This window comes from Rothia sp. HMSC061D12 (assembly GCF_001836735.1).
Taxonomy (GTDB): domain Bacteria; phylum Actinomycetota; class Actinomycetes; order Actinomycetales; family Micrococcaceae; genus Rothia.
The window spans coordinates 37,559-55,858 of the sequence record NZ_KV830311.1 but is presented as its reverse complement, the minus strand read 5'-3'; the positions used below and the strand labels follow the sequence as shown (position 1 = coordinate 55,858).

Genomic DNA, 18,300 nt, shown 5'->3' with positions numbered 1-18,300 from the left:
TCAGTAAGTACAACTCTACCTCATATCCGAAATAACTGTAAAGTGTTTCAGTTATTTCAGCTGTAGACAGAAAAGGGGAGGGGCGGCACCGGAATAAACCAGCACCGCCCCTCCCGAAGCGTACGCTCACAAACGAGCTAACCACCTAAACCTTAGCGGCCAGTACCACCGTAAACAGTAGCCTCACCCTCAGCATCCAGACCGAACGCAGTGTGCACCGCGCGAACAGCCTCATCCAGCTTGCTCAGCTCAGTAATCACCGAAATACGGATCTCAGAGGTCGAAATCATGTCAATGTTCACGCCCGCAGCAGACAGCGCCTCAAAGAAAGTAAACGAAACACCCGGGTTGGTCTTCATACCGGCACCAACCAGCGACAGCTTACCAACCGACTCGTTGTAAATAACCTCCTGGAAACCCAGCTCAGCCTTAGCATCCTCCAGCGCCTTCAGCGCGGTCGGGCCCTGCGCCTGATCCAGAGTGAAGGAAATGTCGGTCACGCCCGGGCGGTCAGTGGGAACGTTCTGAACAATCATGTCCAGGTTCACCTTCGCCTCGTTCAGCAGGCCGAACACCTTCGCTGCCGAACCGGGAACATCCGGAACACCAACAACGGTAATCTTTGCGCGGGTGCGATCGTGCGCAACACCAGAAATCAGGGGCTGTTCCAAGGGAATCTCCTTCAGATGGGTGGGGGTCAGTTCCGCGGACTCCTCCGGGATCACAATGGTGCCTTCAAGGTTCGAGAACGAAGAACGCACGTGAAGCTTCAAATTAAAACGACGAGCATACTCAACACTGCGCAGGTGCAGAATCTTCGCACCATTCGCCGCCATCTCCAGCATCTCCTCGCTAGTGACGGTATCCAGCTTATGCGCGGTCGGCACGATGCGCGGGTCGGCGGTGAACACGCCGTCAACATCCGAGTAAATCTCGCACACATCAGCCTTCAGAGCAGCCGCCAACGCAACAGCGGTCGTATCAGAACCGCCACGGCCCAGAGTCGTAATGTCGCCGCTCTGACGGTTCATGCCCTGGAAACCAGCCACAATCGCAATGTTGCCAGCCTCAATCGACTCACGGATACGGTCCGGGTTGACCTCCACCAGACGTGCAGAACCGTGCACGCCGTCAGTAATCATGCCAGCCTGAGAACCAGTGAAAGACTGAGCCTTAGCGCCCAGGTCGTTAATAGCCATCGACAGGATGGCAGTCGAAATGCGTTCACCGGCAGTCAGCAGCATGTCCAGCTCGCGGGAAGGAGTGACATTGCTGGTGACTTCTGCGGCAAGGTCGAGCAGCTCATCGGTGGTGTCACCCATAGCGGACACCACGACGACCACATCGTTACCTGCCTTCTGAGTGTCCACGACGCGGCGGGCAACGCGCTTGACGCCCTCCGCATCCGCTACGGAGGAACCGCCGAACTTTTGGACGATCAGGCTCATAGATATCTCCAGGTCAGTTACTTTGTGTGCTACCGGCAGACGCCGGCTCCTCATTTATAGTAGACGGCGTTCAGTGCAAGCGGCGAACTGCGCCCCCGTATGTATTGCCCCGTGAAATATTACGTAGTATTACGCGGCAGTGACGCGGGGTGCGGAGGCAGGTACGGCTCGCACGCGGGAGCAGGTACCAAGAGCCTGCGGAGGCAGGTTTTTAGGTCCACGGGTTCACGTAGGTGACACCCGGCAGCGGCGGAACATCCGGCTTCGGGGTGCGCAACGGAGCGTTCTGAATCGAGCGGATCTTCTCCTCATAGTCGGGGGTGCGGAACACCTCCGGAGCGTCCTCCGACTGCTCGGTTGCGGGTGCCTCAGTGGGTGCTTCTGCGGGGTCGGGGGCGGCGCTCGCCGGAGCCTCCTCGGCGGAATCTTCGCCCAAGTCAGGGGTTGCTTCTGCTTCTGTGGCTTCAGGCGTAGAGCCCGCACCAGAATCGGTGGGGGAGGCTTCCTCGCCTGATTCCTCAGCCTCCTGCAGAACCTGCTCAATCAGCTGCTCATCCACCGTGCCCTGCACACCCTCGGCGGTGGGCGCCTCCGTGCGGGAACCGGCAGAATCCTCAGAATCCAGGTCATCAAACATGCTCGAATTCCAGCGGCGACGACTCTGCTTCGCCTCCTGAGCCTGAACCTGAGCCGCCTGCTCACGCTCCTGCTCCTCCTCACGGTTCACGCGCTCAAAATCCTCGGCGGCAGTATGAGCCACCGCCGTGCCCTCGCTAATGACGCGGCGGCCCTCCAGCGCGCGGCCCAGGGTAATCTCGTCCGCGTACTCCAAATCGCCACCGACCGGCAGGCCCGACGCCAGACGCGACAGACGCACACCCAGCGGCACGAGCATACGCGAAAGGTAGGTTGCGGTCGCCTCACCCTCAAGGTTCGGGTCCATCGCCAGAATAATCTCCTGGATACGCTCATCCGCCAGGCGGGACACCAGCTCACGAATACGCAGCTGCTCCGGGCCCACACCCGCCAGCGGGTTAATAGCGCCACCGAGCACATGGTAGCGGCCGGTAAAGGAACGGGTACGCTCAATCGCCACCACATCCTTCGACTCTTCGACGACACACAGCACGGACGGGTCGCGGCGCTCATCACGACAGATGGTGCACAGCTTCGTCTCGGAGACGTTACCGCACTCCTCACAGAAGCTCACGCTGGTCTTCACCGTGGAAATGGCGTTGGCCAGGCGCGCCATATCGGCAGCGTCCGCATTCAGAATGTGAAAAGCGATGCGCTGAGCCGACTTGGGGCCTACGCCCGGCAGGCGGCCGAGTTCGTCAATGAGGTTTTGAACTGCTCCCTCGTACAAGGCTTCTCCTTCTGATGCGGTGTTTCGTTCCGGGGTGTTGGTATCCGGGGCGACGTTATGAGTATGCCCCAAACCCCTGACAGTTTAGGGCTGTTTCGCGTAGCGGGTAGGTGCGGGAATGAGTGCGCCCGCCATCGGTGCGATGGCGGGCGCGGCACCTGCCGGGTGTTAGATTCCCGGATTAGGGCTGGTGCAGGGGGCGTTCGTCAATGACGGTGCCACCAATAACTTTTTCGATAGCGCGCAGGCCGATGAAAGTACTGTTTTCGACCTTTTCGTCATCCTCAGAGACATAGTCCTCATCGGATGCGGCGCGTGCCGGGCGAGCAGCCTGTGCCGGTGCCGCGGGCTGCTCGGGCTTTTCTTCGCATGCCGGCGCGTTATCGACCGGTGCATTATCAGCCGGAGCCGCCTGCGGGGGAGTAGCCAGCGGACCAGCCGGAGCAATCGGCGCTGCGGGTGCAAGCGGACCTGCAGGCTCAACCGGAGACGCGAGCGGACCAGTCGGTGCTACAGGGTCAGCGTAGGGAGGCTCATCCTCAAAAGGGGGCTCCTCCTCATAGGGCGGTTCCTCCACGTGAGGGGGCTCCTGCGAGAACGGGGGCTCCTGTACATGCTGGGGTTCCGGGGCATGCTGGGGTTCCTGTGCTTGCTGGGATTCAGTAGCGCTCTCCTGCTGCGGAACTCCGCTACCGGATGCGGCAAAGGAATCACGCTCACCAAAACCACCCGCCGGAGCAGCCGGAACCTGCTGAGCTGCCGGAGCGACCGGAGGTTCAGACGCAAGCGGGCCAGCCGGTGCTTCCTGAATCGGTGCCTGCGGTGCAGCCGGGGTAGCCTGCTGAGGTGCCTCCTCGGGGGCGCTCTGCGGAATCGGGGCAACCTCCCACGCGCCCAGGGGCGCATCCACGCTCGTGGATTCGGGGCTGTTTGCGCCGGTCAGTGGCTGACCGTGGCGACGCCACGCATCCTCACCGCCGCGCGGACCATCAGCCAGAGGCGCCGGCTGAGCGGGCTGCTGCGGTGCCTGCGGTGCAGGAGCCGCCGTAGCAGGGGGCTGTACGGGGGTAGGCTGCGCTACAGGCGCCGCCGGGGCGGGCTTAGCCTGCTCGCCGGGCTTCGCCACCTGCGCGTGAATGGTCACCTGACGGCGCAGGAACTCGTTCACGCGGGCGGTCAGCTCGGGCACAAAGCCCTTGACCGCGCGCAGAGTCGCAATGTCGGCGCTCACGTACAGGGTTGCGCCGTCCATGCGGGCGGGGCGAACCTTCATCAGCTGCTCCGCCGCACCGGGAACGCTCATTCGGTTAAGAATGGCGCGCCAATTACCCTGAACCGCCGCCAGCGGATCATTCGGGTCAAGCTTCAAAGACGCGGAGGGGGTAGCCGCCGGAGCTGCTGCAGAAACGGTCGGGGTATTCGGTGCCGCCGGGGCGTTACCCGCCAGAGGAGCGCCAGCCGCAGGCGCGGACTCCTGCGCGGTCGGTGCCAGAGGTGCAACACTAAGGGGCGCACCCGCCAGCGGGGGAGCACCCGCGCTGGCCTGCTGAGAACTGCCCTGCTGAGAGCCGCTCTGCTGAGGGGCTGCCTGCTCCTGAGAAGTCTGGGGTGCAGACACCTGGGTCTTAGGAGCCAGGCCAGCCGCCGCCATACCCGCCGCGCGAGCCGCAGACATGCCGCCCTGCGCCGGGGCAGAACCAGCAGAACCCGCGGAACCAGCAGCACCAGAAGCCACGCGGCGCTCCAAAACCTGCAGGCGAGAAGCCAACGCCGCAACCTCAGCGCCACCGGCAGAACCCTCCACCGCAGGCAGAAGCAGACGCGCACACAACAACTCCAGCTGAAGCTGCGGATTCGCCGCACCCGTCATACCATTCAGAGTCTCATTGACCGTGCCCGCGGCAACCGTCAGCTCACGCTCACCCAGAGCCTGCGCCTGCTGACCCAGGCGCTCCAACTGATCCTGCGGAACACCCTGCAAAATCTGGCCGGCTGCCTGCGGAACAGCCTTCACCACAATCAAATCACGCAGACGCTCCAGCAGATCCTCCACAAAACGGCGAGGATCCTGACCGGTAGCCACCACACGAGACACCGCACCAAAGAGAGTCGGCGCATCCTTTGCACCCAACGCCTCAATAACCTCATCCAGAAGCTGCGCGTGGGTATAACCCAGTAGCGCCACCGCACGGTCATACTCAATACCGTTCTGCGAAGACGCACCAGCCATCAGCTGATCAAGAATCGACAGCGAATCACGCACCGAACCGCCGCCAGCACGAATCACCAGCTGCAATACACCCGGCTCAACCGGCACCTGCTCCTGATCGCACAGGCCCTGCAGGAACGGCAGAAGAACCTCCGGCGGAACCAGACGGAACGGGTAATGGTGAGTACGCGAACGAATCGTACCCAGCACCTTATTCGGCTCAGTCGTCGCGAAGATAAACTTCACGTGCTCCGGCGGCTCCTCCACAATCTTCAGCAACGCATTAAAACCCTCACGGGTCACCATATGCGCCTCATCAATAATGAAGATCTTGTAACGGTCACGCACCGGCGCCAAAGTAGCGCGCTCACGCAAATCACGGGCATGATCCACACCGCCGTGGCTCGCCGCATCCATCTCAATCACGTCAAGGGAACCGCCGCCATCACGCGACAGCTCACGGCACGAATCGCACACACCACACGGAGTCGGAGTCGGACCCTGCGCACAGTTCAAGCAACGCGCCAAAATACGCGCCGACGTGGTCTTACCGCAACCACGCGGGCCCGAAAACAGGTACGCGTGATTCACACGGTTCTTCTCCAGAGCGACCATAAGAGGTTCGGTCACGTGCTCCTGCCCGATAACCTCAGCAAAGGTCTCGGGGCGATAACGACGATAAAGGGCAGTGCTCACAGCAACCTCTTCAACTCGGGGGTGCGGATAGGACAATCCCTACCATTTTAGACGCTTTACCCCCGGCCCGAGAGGCCTGCCGTCACCGGCGAACACACCACCACAACAGCACTACCCCGGATGCCCACCCGGGTGGCATGTACGCCCACAAAAATACCGCGGATGCACCGAATTCCCAAGAACCCAAAAATCCGGTACACTGGTTCTTGCCTCTTACGTGGCGTTATCTTGGAAAACTCCCCCAGGACCGGAAGGTAGCAAGGGTATTCGAGCTATGACGGGTGCGTAGGAGGTTTTTTCGTGCCCAAAATCAGGCACCTGGGTAGTTCGCACCCGTCATACCCGTCTCACTGTCGTTCGACGGCTTCGGATCCGGAATTCCGCCTCTCTAGAGCTCGGCGGCTTCGACGCAGGATTTATTACCTCGCGCGCTCGGAATCCTGCGCCTCAGTTCGCGAGCTCAGAATCCGAATCCTCAGCGGTTGCGTAAGGGGTTTTTCTGTGCCCGAAAACAGGATTATAAGCACCCGCAAATGTGCTTTCTGTTACTTTTGCCGCTTAGGGCTTGCGCACTCCGCAAAAGCGTAGTAAAGTTTTATTCGTTGCCTGCGCAATGCGTAGAAAACATAGTTGGAGGATTCGCCTAGCGGCCTATGGCGCACGCCTGGAACGCGTGTTGGGTTAACAGCCCTCGGGGGTTCAAATCCCCCATCCTCCGCCACCGATCCCCGGTCTTAGATTCTAAGACCGGGGATTTTTTATACCCTTGGTACTATTTCTTCAGAACCCCCACGGTTCCACGCGCCGCCGAGGCGCCCCATACCTGCAGAAAGCACCACCATGATTTTCAAAAAAGTAGGCGACAGCCGCCCCTACCCGCAGCACGGCATGACCCACGCCGACTGGGGAGGAATCCCGCCGCAGCAGGTGCGCCTCGACACCCTCATCACCACCCAGAAGACCCTCAACCTCGAGACCCTGCTCGCGGAAGACTCCACCTTCTACGGCGACCTCTTCCCGCACGTCGTCAAATGGGGTGGCGAACTCTACCTCGAAGACGGCGTGCACCGCGCGCTCCGAAACGCCCTGCACCGCCGCGCCGTCATGTACGCCCGCGTGCTGGACCTGGACTCCATCTCCCCGGCGCTACTGCCCGGCGCATAAACGCCTACTCGAATACAAAAATGCCGCAGACCGACGCACTGAAGCATCGGGTCTGCGGCATTTTACGTATAACTGCTCAGTCCGCCGTGACGAGGGGGCGGATTAGGAAGCTGCCTTCAAGGTCGCATCCTGCACCGGGGACTGCTCCGGCAGAGATTCCTGCGAATCTAGGCGCACCGGGTTACCCTCGGCATCAAAACGCGCGCCCAAGCCCATCTGAATAAAACGGATGGTATTCAGGATCTGGCGCTCGCGGGTCTCCTCATCCGGTGCGTCCTCGGCGCGGCCAGCGCTCGAAGAGAGCGAACCGTGCACGAGCATCGCCAGTTCGCGAATGTCGTTCTTAGGAATGTAGTTCTCGGCAATGGCGGCAGAGAGAATATGCGCCAGCACCATCTGCAGCTCGTGCACGTGCTTGCCGAGCTTTGCGTAGGACTCGGGGGAGAGCATGGAGCGCATCGCCGGGCCCGGGGGCAGGTGGCGGCGCGCCAGGTCGTTGATCTGCAGGCGAATGTACACGGCGAGCTGGTCAATCGGGTTTTCGATGCCCTCCAGGCCGACGCGCAGTTCGTTGAGGAAGCGTTCGGTCTCGTCCAGGGCGTAGGCGACCAGCAGTTCGCCCATGTCAGCGAAGTAGTTGTAGACCGCGGTGCGGCCGATGCCGGCGTTCTTGGCGACGTCGGTCATGGTCAGGCCGGAGAGGCCGCGGTTGTAGAGGATTTCGCCGAAGGAGTTGAGGATGGCGCGCTTGGTGTTTTCGCGCTGGGCGGCGTTGGTTGCTGCAGAAATACGAGGCATAGTGACACTCTACCCCAAATCGTCAGCAAATGACGAATTTATTGAATGTGTCACCAAGAAATTTGCGTAATCCATGCGAATTTTCATGTTTATGACAAAACAACCTGTGACAAAACGCAGCCCCTACAGGAACCCCAAACGCGTAGCCGCCGCCAAATCAGCCCCCACCAGCGACGCAATCGGATACCCCGTATGGCCACGCCCCGGAGTCACCTGCAGAAGAGCCCTCGCACCCAACCCCTCGTAGAACGCACTACCCTCCTGCGCCGCAATACGCGCCGACCAGCTCCCCTCGGCACTTGTCGCCATACGCCGACGACCAGACGGCGAACGCCCATCCAGCACACCCACATGCCAGCTCATCAGCAGACGCTCATGCGAGGAAGGATTCAGCGCAGCCTGCTCACGCACCCGCGCGGGCACACCGTCAGCGCCGCCGCCGCCGATAAAGGTGGCGCCGCCTCCGCGAATCCAGTCAATATCGTGCGACAGCAGCTCGTAGCTGAGGAACTCCGCGCCGCCCGAATATCCGGCAAGCCAGACGCGGCTCATATCCACCCCGTACGCCAGGGCAATCTCCTCAACGAGGGCGCGGACCATCCTGCCGTTCGAGCGGGCACGAACCCACCAGTTATAGGTCAGCGGAGGCGCATAGGAGCCAACATCCCTCAGTCGAGGCTCCCGTAGGCTACCCGGTGAAAGCACCGGCACGGATAGCATGTTGAACTCAGCCGCCACCTGCGCCAACTCGGCACGCAACGGGGAGGCGCGGCGCAGCAGACGACTACCGGCGCGGGAGAGATGGTCACCATCAAAATAGAACAGCACACCGGGCGCGGAATCAGACTCGGTCAGAAGGTGCAGGTTATCGACCCGGTAGTAGATATTGCGGCCGTGATGCGTAAACGACCGGTAGCCGAGAAGTTCAGAGGACGCCAGCAGCATCGGCTCAAGAAGGGAAATGCCGGTACGAACCGCATGCGCCGCATAGGTCAGCAGCGGATGCAACCGCGGGATATGTGCGCTGAGCCTACGCTGATTGCGGTGCCGCCTCTTCTGCGCTCGACGTGCAGAACGCCGTAGCGAACGTCGTATCGAGGCGCGTAGAGCACGACCCGTACCCGCTTCCAGCAGGGATGCCACCTGCTCAGTACGGTGAGCGCCGCTGCGGTAAACTCCGCTACGGTGAACTCTGCGGCTCAGTCTCTTCATACCTCCATTGTAAATGTGAGGGTTCTGCCGCTACCGGGATGAGATGGTGCCGCAGGCATCCCACGCCGGGTAACCGGGTGCATGCGGCGTCCACACTCTTGAAAGGCGTCCACACTCTTGAAAGAGGCGCAGAAACCTGCCGCCGCCACGGCATATAGGTACTATTAGATAGGCTCGGGTGGCAGGCGAGCCGGTGAGTAGCGCCCTGCATAGCGTGCTCACCCACCATGCGTGAGGGCTCGTACCTCGCGTGAAGAAACACATCGCATGAAGAAAGACTTGGGGAAAGTAATGGCTAAACCCGTTAGCGAATCTAAGGCTCAGACGAGCACCGTCAAGGTGCCCTGGGCTGGTCGCCGCGGCTACTTTGATCTGCTGCTGGGCGCGTCCTGCGTCATCCTGATCATTTCGAATATTGGTGCAACCAAGGGCGTGGAGTTCGGTCCGCTGCCCTTCGAACTGCCCCTCATCGGTAACACCATCGTCACCGATGGTGGTTTCTTCCTTTTCCCGCTCGCCTACGTTATTGGCGACCTTCTTTCTGAGGTGTACGGCTTCAAGCGTGCCCGCCGCGCCATTGTGGCGTCCTTCAGCTCGGCTGCTTTTGCCGCCCTGTGCTTCCTGCTGATTGTGCACCTGCCGCCGGCAAGCTTCTACACCGGTCAGGATTCGTTCGCACAGGTTCTCGGCCCGGTCTGGCAGATTTTTGCGGGCTCCCTGCTCGGCTACCTCTTCGGTCAGACCCTGAACGCATGGGTCATGGTGGCAATGAAGAAGGCATGCAAGGGCCGTTTCCTGTGGCTGCGCATGATTGTCTCCACCCTGGTTGGCGAGCTGCTCGACACCCTCATCTTCTGCTCGATCGCCGCACCGGTACTCGGCATCGACAGCATGGAAGCATTCCTCAACTACGTGCTGATTGGCTATATCTATAAGTGCCTGGTCGAGGTGCTCCTCATGCCGATCAGCTACCCGATTATTGGTTGGTTCAAGCGTCACGAACTGGAGTACGTGGCATAAGCTAACCTCCTTACAGCTGATGTGCAGAGCCGCCCGGCCTAACGACTGGGCGGCATTGCCTTTTCAGATTTGTTCAATACACAGCATGTCTAAGAAAGAGATACGTTATGTCTAAACTGCAGGGGAACACCCCCGAGCAGTCGGAGAAGAACGACTCGTTGAATCGTTCCCTCTCCCACGGCCAGTTGACCATGATTGCAATGGGCTTGGCGCTGGGTACGGGCCTGTTCCTGGGCTCCTCCTCCGCCATTAAAATTGCGGGCCCCGGCGCAATCCTCTCTTACGCTATTGGTTCGATGATTGCGGCAACCATTGCTGCGTGTGCGGGCGAAATGTCCGTGCGTCACCCCGTCCAGGGCGGTTTCGGCACCATTGCCAGCCGATACCTGAACCCCTTTAGCGGCTACCTGACTCGCTGGGCGTATTGGGCATGCACCGTGCCGCTAGCTGGCGCTGAGCTGGTAGCGGTTGGCCACTACATGGCGTACTGGTTCCCGGACGTTCCCCTGGCTGTGTTCGTTGCCCTCTTCGGTGCGATTATTCTGGTGCTGAACCTGGTGAGCGTGAAGTCCTTCGGCGCCCTGGAGTTCCTGCTCTCGTCGATTAAGGTTTCTGCCGTCATCGTGTTCATGGTGATTGGTGTGCTGCTGGTGTTCGTGGGTCTGCCCGGCCACGCTGCGGCGGGTACCGCAAACCTCATGAACGACGGCGGCTTCCTGCCGAACGGCCCGGCATCTATCTGGATTTCGATGGCTGTTGTCATGTTCTCCTTCGGCGGTGTGGAAATGATTTCCCTTTCCGCAGCGGAGGCGAAGGACCCCGCACGCTCGGTGGCAACCAGCGTGAAGGCAATGATTTGGCGCCTGTCCACCTTCTACGTGGTGTCCATGGCGATTATTCTCTGCCTGGTGCCCTGGCAGACCGCCGCACAGAACTCGGAGCTGACCGAGTCGCCGTTCGTGCTCGTCTTCTCTGAGCTGGGCATCCCCTTCGCTGCGGACATCATGAACTTCGTGGTGCTGGTGGCGGCGCTCTCGGGTGCGAACGCCTCCCTGTACGCGGCAACCCGCCTGCTGCACGCCCTGGGCTCTGACCGTATGGCTCCCGCAGTGGCTGCCCGCACCTCCTCGCGCGGTGTGCCGGTCGTGGCTCTGCTGATTTCCTTCACCGGCGTTGTTGTGGCGACCGTGATGGCTGTTGCCAAGATTGGCGACATCTTCGCCCTGCTCATGGCGCTGGTGACCCTGTGCATCCTGATCGTGTGGATCATGATTCTGCTGACCTACCAGGCGTACAAGAAGGACCAGAAGAACGCATCCTCCTTCACCGTGCTGGGCGGTCGCGTTACCGCTGGTCTGGCTCTGGCGGGTGTTCTGGCGACCCTGGCGGCAATGTTCATGCTGCCCGGCTCGGGTGTTCAGGAATCCATCATGGTCGGTATCGTCTTCTTTGTGCTGATTTCTATTGGCTACGCCATCTCGTCGAAGGTTAAGGGCGGTTATGAGCGCCCCGACCTGGACGCTATGCACGCCGACGAGGACACCAACGCGGCACAGCACTAAATAGGGTGAAAGCCTCGCGAGGCTGAACCATGAAAGGCACCGGATGGGGGAGCGCCCCTGCCCGGTGCCTTTTGCTTTCTGCGGGTTCTGGCGGCGCCGTTCTGAACGGCTCGGGCGTGCCCGTAGAATAGTTAACTATTCGCACCTGTCACCGAGGACATGAAGCCGCGGCCACCGGGTGCGAGCACACATTACACATCACGCCCTTAAGGCGTACTGACGGAAGGCACCTTCGTGTCCCACAACGACGATACCCGCAGCCAGGCTGCAGCGGGGACCGCCGGATCGCGCACCCTGAAGCGTTCTCTGTCCCACGGACAGATGACCATGATTGTGATGGGTTCCGCGCTCGGTACGGGCCTCTTCTTGGGCTCGGGCACCGCTATTGCGATGGCTGGTCCCGCGGTCATTCTCACCTACGCCATTGGTTCTGCGCTCGCTTCGGTGATTGGCGCAGCAACCGGTGAAATGGCGGTTCGCTACCCTGTCCGCGGCGGTTTCGGCACTATTGCTACCCGCTACCTGGGCCCGTTCGCGGGCTTTTTGACTCGCATCGCCTACTGGACGGCGACTGTTCTGATCGCCGGTGTTGAGCTGGTGTCGGTGGCGACCTACCTGAACTATTGGTGGCCGCAGCTTCCGCTGTGGACGGGTATTGCCGCGTTTGGTGTGGCGCTGATTGTGCTGAACCTGACGAGCGTGAAGTCCTTCGGCATGCTGGAGTTCTTCCTCTCCTCCATTAAGGTCATTTCGATTGTTGCCTTCCTGCTGGTGGGCCTGTGCCTGATTTTCTTCGGTCTGCCCGGCCACGCTGCGGTGGGTACCGCGAACCTCTTCAACGACGGCGGTTTCATGCCGAACGGCCCGCAGTCGGTGTGGCTGTCGCTTGCCGTTGTGATGTTCTCCTTCGGCGGTATTGAGATGATTTCGATTTCTGCCGCGGAGGCAAAGGACCCCTCCCGCTCGGTGCGTTCCTCGGCTAAGGCGATGATGGTTCGCCTGGCGACCTTCTACGTGCTGGCGGTTCTGATTGTTGTTGCTGTCATCCCGTGGCGTTCGGCGTCGGGTCTGGGCGACGCGGTGGATGCTTCCCCGTTCGTTCTGGTCTTTGAGCAGCTGGGTGTGCACGGCGTGGCGCACTTCGTGAACTTTGTGGTGCTGATTGCGGCGCTGTCGAGTGCGAACGCGAACCTGTACGCGGGTGCGCGTCTGATGCACTCGCTGGCGGTTGACGGTATGGCGCCTCGCCAGCTGGCTCAGGTGAACCGTGCGGGCGTTCCGGCTCGTGCGGTATGGCTGTCGACCAGCGGCATGGTCATTGCTATTCTGCTGGCGCTGTACAGTCCGAAGGAAGCGTTCCTCTCCATGATTTTCGTGATTATGGTGTGCGCGCTGACCGTGTGGGTTCTGATTCTGTTCGCCTACATTGTGTACAAGCGTGTTGAGCCAGCGACCGATGGTTTCCGCCTGTGGGGTGGCCAGTTCACTGCCGCGGTCGGTGTTCTGCTGCTCTTCGCAGTGTGGGTTGCGCTCTTCATGGTGCGCGGCTCCATGATTCCGGCGATTGTGGGCGTGGGCTACTTTGTGGTGCTGAGCCTGCTGTACTTTGCTCGTATTCGCCACACGCACGTGATTGATGAGCAGACCTTCGTGGAGGCTCAGCAGGCAACCGGCGAGTACGACGCGATGAAGTACGACGCCGATCATGCGCTGGAGACCGCGGCGAAGCTGGGTCGTTAGGAACTGCGGTTCTGTGTTCGGGGATTTTACCCCCTGAAATCCTGAGTAGGGTAGTTCGCGGCTAGTGCGGGTAATAAACGAAAAATACGGAAAATTTCTGGAATTCCTCGTAATAAAACCGTAAAAATGCCGTGGGCTCTCAGGGCAGGTCTATCATAGACAGTGAACCGTATGATCTTGTATGCGTTCAAATGTCTGTGTGTTGGATGAGGCTCGAAAGCATCGTAGCTTTCGAGCCTCATCATTTTAATTTCTGAGCATATTTTTAGAGCATTAACCCTGATTATTGTGTTCATTTGTTTTATATTGTGAACCTGTGTGAATGGCACGCTTATAGTGTGGGGCGAGTAGAGTTAAAACCATGCAAAGCCACGAAAACACCCCCGAAAAGAACTCCGCCTCCGAGGCTGGTACTACCGACGAACTGCTGGTTCACGTTCCCGCCCGCTGGGGCGACATGGACGCTTACGGCCACGTCAACAACGTCGCTATCCTCTCTGTTATGGAAGAAGCCCGTGTGGCGCTCTTCGGCCCGCCTCCGTCGTCTGGTGAGAAGCCTGCCGTGGCACCGCAGCCTCCGATTCCGCTTTTCGACCTGGTTGCCGAGGGCGTGCAGGCGCTCATTGCCGAACACGGCATCCGCTACCTGGCTCAGCTGCCCTACACCGGCGAGCCCGTACCCGTGCGCCTGAGCGTGGAGAAGGTGAGCGCCGCGTCCGTGCGTATTGGCTACTCGATTCTCTCTCCGGTGGATGGCCGCGAATGCGTTCGTGCCTTTACCGTGCTGGCGTTCTGGGATTCCGTGGCGGGGCGCCTGACTCGTCTGAGCCCCGAGCAGCGCGAACTGCTGAGCTCCTACCTGCCGCAGAAGTAGGGACTGGCGCTCTGCTGTAATAAACCGGTCTTGAACGGGGTTAAGCGTATGCTTTAAATACCTTCTGCAAAGGGTGCAAAAGGTTCATTCCCGGGAGAGATAACGATGTCGTTTCACCACACTCAGGCAAGCCCCGCCGGTTGGGGTCGCCGCACGATGCGCGCCACCGGATGCGCCGCCGCCCTGCTTCTTGCCCTGACCGGCTGCTTTGGCGGTTCTCAGAGCGAAAACTCCTCGTCGACGCCCAGCCCCTCCACCACGGCTAACCACTCGAAGTACCCGCTTCCTTCCTCCACGGCGTCCCCGTCGCCGACGAAGAAGACCGAGCCGACCGTCACCGAGACTCAGGCGCCCGATCCCAGCGAGAGCGCTGAGGCGAAGGCGTCCGAGTCCTCCGCACCCGCTGAAGCGAAGGGAACCCCCACCGCGGCCGCGACTCCCGCTGCTGACACTCCCCGCGCGCCCGAAAAGGTGGAGGCTGAACGCGCCTCCGCCGGCGAGCGCTGTGGGCACATCGGACGCAAGGGCTACTTGAAGACCGGTGCGGAAATCATGGTGCTGCGCGGTACCGTGGACTGCGCCCACGCCCTGGACGTGCTGACCGAGTACGTCACCACCCCGCGTGCCGACGACAACCTGACCCAGCACCAGGTGGCGAAGGTTCAGGACGCCACCTGCTACTGGAACCCGCAGTACGAGATGGCTGAGAACCGTCGCGAGGATCGCGGTGCCCCCGAATGCGCCATTGGCGAGGATGTCGCCTTCGTGGCTCGCCTGGAAAACCCGGACGCTCCCCAGATTCCGTTCCTCATGGAGCCCTCCTACTACGATTCCGGTGCCGGCTACTACCGCTTCAAGAGCGATGACGAGCGCACCCTCTGCGAGCTGAACCCTGCGGACGGAATCCTGGTATGCGAGCGCCGCACTGGCGAGCAGACCGGCAACGGAAACGGCGCGGTCGGTCGTACTTTTGCCGGCCCGGTGGAGGTAACTCGCATGAACTTCCTGACCGGCGCCAGCGAGGTGAATACCGTGAATGAGTCCTCGGCTCTGCACGCGGAAACCACCACAGCAAACACGAAGATGATGCACGCCTTGGATGTGGTGACTGTGCCCGTTGCTGAGGGCAAGCAGCTGAGCTGTTCCGGTGAGGGTGAGACTGGCTCGATTAGCTGCCATGACGGAAACGGCCGCACTATTACGGTTGGCGGCAGGCGCGAAGGCTAAGCGCCCGCGTCAGAATTATTGAGCTGCTAACGAGCTATCAATGAGTTGTGAATAGCTCAGGAGGGGCTCCCCGCAATGCCGGGGTGCCCCTCCTGCTGTGTTCTTAGCGGGCTACCCTGCGGGTTCCTCAGATGCCGTATAGCTAGCTCACAGGTAGCGTCTTTAGAATACTGGTTAGGAACCCGAACCGATGACGCAGAAAGGTCACCATGCATCCGGCACAGAAGCACTATACCCAGACTTCTTCTACTACTCTCCGCGCCGCTAAGCGCTACAGCCCCGTAGCGGTTGGTGCCACGCTCCTGCTGGCGCTGTCGGCATGCTCCGGAGGCGCTACCACCGCCTCCCCGAGCGCTACCGCGACCCCGAGCCCGAGCGCTACGAGTGCGAAGGCGGCCCCTTCGCCCACCCGCACCGCAACGGTCACTGAAAGCACCCCGACTGCCGGTACTGTGCACACCTCCACCGCGGCGGCTACCGTTACCCCGGGCACCATCACCACCGCAAGCCCCTCGGCGACCGTGCAGGCGAGCGCGGCGGCGAGCTCCTCCGCATCGGTGAAGGCCGGTTCGAACGCTTCGGCGAGCGCATCGAGCACCGCGAGTCTGTCCAGCTCGGATGTTCAGTCTGCGGGCGGTAGCTGCGGCAGCATGGACGCTACCGGCTACCTGAAGCACAACGGAGTTGTTCAGGTGACCTCCGGCGCGGTGGATTGCCTGTTTGCGCGTGAGCTGGTCCGCCAGTTCGTGGTGCAGAACCCCGCCGAGGTGACCGATAAGGCGAATGGTGAGCGTACCGTCATGTCGGCACGCTGCTACTGGAAGCCGGGTGACGGTGCGGATCGTGCGACCCCCGAGTGCGTGTCCCTGGATGGTGGTAGCACCGTCATTACCGTGAAGCTGACTAACTAGCCTGCGGCTCAACCCCGCAAGGTTTAGGCGTTAAACGCAAGCGCCGCGTTGACGAATGATTCGTCAACGCGGCGCTTTGCCGTCTCGAAGCTATCTCAAGCAGCTGGCGCGGCGGGGCTCAGAACTCTCCGCGGGCACGGGCGGCGAGCACGTCATCCAGGCGGGCGAAGGTCGAACGCCAGGTGGTGCGCACCTCCTCGTGGACCGAGGCAGGCATGGGGCCAATCTCGATAACGATGCGGGTACCGGAACCCACGCCATCGGCGGTAATCACGGTTTCGGGGAAGAAACGGTGACGCTGGTACACCAGCACGCTGCCGGGGTTGCCCAGGTGGTCGGGCAGCTGCTCGGCGTATTCGAGCTCCTTGAACGGTTCAATGCTCAGGAATCGGCTCTGCAGGATGCAGGACACCGAGGGGTCGACCTCGTTGATCATGGAGAGGCGCTGCATGCCGCCGACGACGGGCTCCACGACAACGTCGGTGGGTCGCACGTGCCAGCCGGCGGGGCCGTACCAGCGGACCAGCAGTTCGGGGTCCAGGTAGGCGCCGAAGACGTCCTCGACCGGTGCGGCAATCTCGTGGTCGAAGACGAGAAGCTCCTCATCGGGAACATGAGTGATGCTCATAGGGTTCTCCTTAAACGGGTTGAAGAGCGGGTTTAGGGCTTCTTGCCGGAGTAGTAGTTGCCGAGGAACTCGTCACGGTACTCGAAGTAGGTGCCGTCCTTGATGGCTTCGCGGGCGTCGTCCACCATGCGCACGATGAAACGCTCATTGTGGATGGAGGCGAGGGTCGCCGCCAGACGCTCGTCCGCCTTGAAGAGGTGACGCAGGTAGGCGCGGGTGTAGTGGGTGCAGGTGTAGCAGTCGCAGCCCTCGTAGATGGGCGAGAAGTCCGCCTTAAATCGCGCGTTGGTGATGTTGTAGCGGCCGGTGGGGGAGTAGACGGCGGCGTTGCGTGCCACGCGGGTGGGGGAGACGCAGTCGAAGGTGTCTACACCGTTCTCGATGCCGACGAAGATGTCGTCGGGTTCGGAGATGCCGAGCAGGTGGCGGGGCTTGGACTCGGGCAGCTCTTCGGCGCACCAGCGCACGATGGTGCCGAGGTTTTCCTTCTCGAGCGCACCACCGATGCCGAAGCCGTCGAAGGGCATAGAACCGAGGTCCTGGCATGCCTTGCGGCGCAGGTCCTCGTACTGTGCACCCTGAATGACGCCGAACAGTGCCTGGTAGGGCTTGCCCACGCGCTCAGTGGTCAGGCGCTGGTGCTCAGCAATGCAACGCAGCGCCCACAGGCGGGTGCGTTCGAGCGCCTCCTCCTGGTAGCCGCGGGAGTTGTACAGGGTGGTCAGCTCGTCGAAGGCGAACATGACGTCGGCACCAATCTGGTGCTGCACCTGCATGGACACCTCGGGGGTGAAGCGGTGAATCGAGCCGTCAATGTGCGACTTGAAGTTCACGCCGTCGTCGTCAATGTGGGCGAGGCGTTCCTTGCCCTTTGCAACGTCGTCGTCACCGAGGGGGCGGCCGTCGGCGCCCTTAGCGCCCGCGACGGTGCCCATGTCGATGACCTTCTTGAAGCCGGAACCCAGGCTCATGACCTGGAAACCACCGGAATCGGTGAAGGTGGGGCCGTCCCAGTTCATGAAGGCACCCAGGCCGCCTGCCGCATCCAGGATTTCGGGGCCGGGCTGCAGGTACAGGTGGTAGGCGTTGGAGAGCAGAGCCTGAGCGCCGAGCTCCTTCATGGATTCGGGTAGGACCGCCTTGACGGTTGCCTTGGTGCCCACGGGGGTGAAGGCGGGGGTCTGGATCTGTCCGTGCGGGGTGGTGATGACACCGGTGCGTCCGCGGAACTGTCCGCCGTTGGCTTCTACACGTTCAGCGCTGGGGGAGGCGGTGTCCGCCAGTCGGCTGGTGATGGTGAAGCCAAAGTCCTCGGTGGGGAAAGAGTTATCTAGAACGCTCATTCTTCTCTCGATTGTTTGCTTTCCGTCTGAATGTCTACACCCTAGCCTACCGGAAAACCCCGCCTCTCTTGCCGGAGGCGGGGTTCACGAGAATTTAGCTGA

At 61.3% G+C, this 18,300-nt stretch carries 14 protein-coding genes, 1 tRNA gene and 1 other RNA gene; 9 read left to right on the top strand and 7 right to left on the bottom strand.

Translation table 11 applies throughout. The features are described 5' to 3' along the window. Nucleotides 1-152: 152 nt before the first annotated feature. The 3 genes from HMPREF2682_RS08635 to HMPREF2682_RS08625 form a co-directional block, all read right to left on the bottom strand. Nucleotides 153-1,448 carry an aspartate kinase gene (locus HMPREF2682_RS08635; protein WP_070833300.1) on the bottom strand — a complete coding sequence of 432 codons (1,296 nt, stop codon included), beginning with the start codon at nt 1,446-1,448 and terminating at the stop codon, nt 153-155. 211 nt (nt 1,449-1,659) lie between these two features. Continuing rightward, nucleotides 1,660-2,814, bottom strand: coding sequence for a recombination mediator RecR (recR, locus tag HMPREF2682_RS08630; RefSeq protein ID WP_070833297.1), 1,155 nt, complete (start codon nt 2,812-2,814; stop codon nt 1,660-1,662). A 181-nt stretch (nt 2,815-2,995) separates the two neighbouring features. Then, nucleotides 2,996-5,719: a DNA polymerase III subunit gamma and tau gene (locus tag HMPREF2682_RS08625; protein WP_070833294.1), complete on the bottom strand. Its 2,724-nt coding sequence runs from the start codon at nt 5,717-5,719 to the stop codon at nt 2,996-2,998. A 204-nt stretch (nt 5,720-5,923) separates the two neighbouring features. Between HMPREF2682_RS08625 and ffs the strand changes: the two genes are divergently transcribed. From ffs to HMPREF2682_RS08610, 3 genes are all read left to right on the top strand, one after another. Further along, an RNA gene (ffs, locus tag HMPREF2682_RS08620) (signal recognition particle sRNA small type) lies at nt 5,924-6,020 on the top strand. 331 nt (nt 6,021-6,351) lie between these two features. Further along, nucleotides 6,352-6,440: transfer RNA gene (locus HMPREF2682_RS08615), tRNA-Ser, on the top strand. 119 nt (nt 6,441-6,559) lie between these two features. Further along, entirely contained in the window at nt 6,560-6,883 is a 324-nt protein-coding gene (locus HMPREF2682_RS08610; RefSeq protein ID WP_005507186.1) for a type II toxin-antitoxin system VapB family antitoxin, read from the top strand. Nucleotides 6,884-6,985: 102 nt separating this feature from the next. On the opposite strand, the gene HMPREF2682_RS08605 is transcribed toward HMPREF2682_RS08610, so the two are convergent. Then, nucleotides 6,986-7,681 (bottom strand): TetR/AcrR family transcriptional regulator, encoded by a 696-nt coding sequence (locus HMPREF2682_RS08605; RefSeq protein ID WP_070629194.1) that lies wholly within the window; start codon nt 7,679-7,681, stop codon nt 6,986-6,988. Between the two features lie 123 nt (nt 7,682-7,804). Further along, on the bottom strand, nt 7,805-8,893 hold the full coding sequence (locus tag HMPREF2682_RS08600; RefSeq protein WP_070833291.1) for a hypothetical protein: 1,089 nt from the start codon (nt 8,891-8,893) through the stop codon (nt 7,805-7,807). A 291-nt stretch (nt 8,894-9,184) separates the two neighbouring features. On the opposite strand from HMPREF2682_RS08600, the gene HMPREF2682_RS08595 reads away from it, so the two are divergent. The 6 genes from HMPREF2682_RS08595 (at nt 9,185) to HMPREF2682_RS08570 (ending at nt 16,227) form a co-directional block, all read left to right on the top strand. Beyond that, on the top strand, nt 9,185-9,913 hold the full coding sequence (locus HMPREF2682_RS08595; RefSeq protein WP_070833288.1) for a queuosine precursor transporter: 729 nt from the start codon (nt 9,185-9,187) through the stop codon (nt 9,911-9,913). 107 nt (nt 9,914-10,020) lie between these two features. After that, a complete protein-coding gene (locus HMPREF2682_RS08590; protein WP_070833285.1) occupies nt 10,021-11,475 on the top strand; it encodes an amino acid permease in 1,455 nt (484 codons plus the stop codon). A 234-nt stretch (nt 11,476-11,709) separates the two neighbouring features. After that, complete coding sequence (locus tag HMPREF2682_RS08585; protein WP_070833282.1) at nt 11,710-13,215, top strand: amino acid permease; 1,506 nt, start codon at nt 11,710-11,712, stop codon at nt 13,213-13,215. A 361-nt stretch (nt 13,216-13,576) separates the two neighbouring features. Continuing rightward, a complete protein-coding gene (locus HMPREF2682_RS08580; protein WP_070833279.1) occupies nt 13,577-14,089 on the top strand; it encodes an acyl-CoA thioesterase in 513 nt (170 codons plus the stop codon). Between the two features lie 105 nt (nt 14,090-14,194). Beyond that, nucleotides 14,195-15,316 carry a phosphoglycerol transferase gene (locus tag HMPREF2682_RS08575; protein ID WP_070833276.1) on the top strand — a complete coding sequence of 374 codons (1,122 nt, stop codon included), beginning with the start codon at nt 14,195-14,197 and terminating at the stop codon, nt 15,314-15,316. 209 nt (nt 15,317-15,525) lie between these two features. After that, nucleotides 15,526-16,227 (top strand): hypothetical protein, encoded by a 702-nt coding sequence (locus tag HMPREF2682_RS08570; protein ID WP_070833274.1) that lies wholly within the window; start codon nt 15,526-15,528, stop codon nt 16,225-16,227. Between the two features lie 118 nt (nt 16,228-16,345). Here the strand turns inward: HMPREF2682_RS08570 and HMPREF2682_RS08565 are convergent, their stop codons facing one another. Together HMPREF2682_RS08565 and tgt are read right to left on the bottom strand one after the other, a co-directional pair. Next, a complete protein-coding gene (locus HMPREF2682_RS08565; RefSeq protein ID WP_070833270.1) occupies nt 16,346-16,855 on the bottom strand; it encodes an SRPBCC family protein in 510 nt (169 codons plus the stop codon). 32 nt (nt 16,856-16,887) lie between these two features. Further along, nucleotides 16,888-18,198, bottom strand: coding sequence for a tRNA guanosine(34) transglycosylase Tgt (tgt, locus tag HMPREF2682_RS08560; RefSeq protein WP_049340315.1), 1,311 nt, complete (start codon nt 18,196-18,198; stop codon nt 16,888-16,890). Between the last annotated feature and the right edge of the window lie 102 nt (nt 18,199-18,300).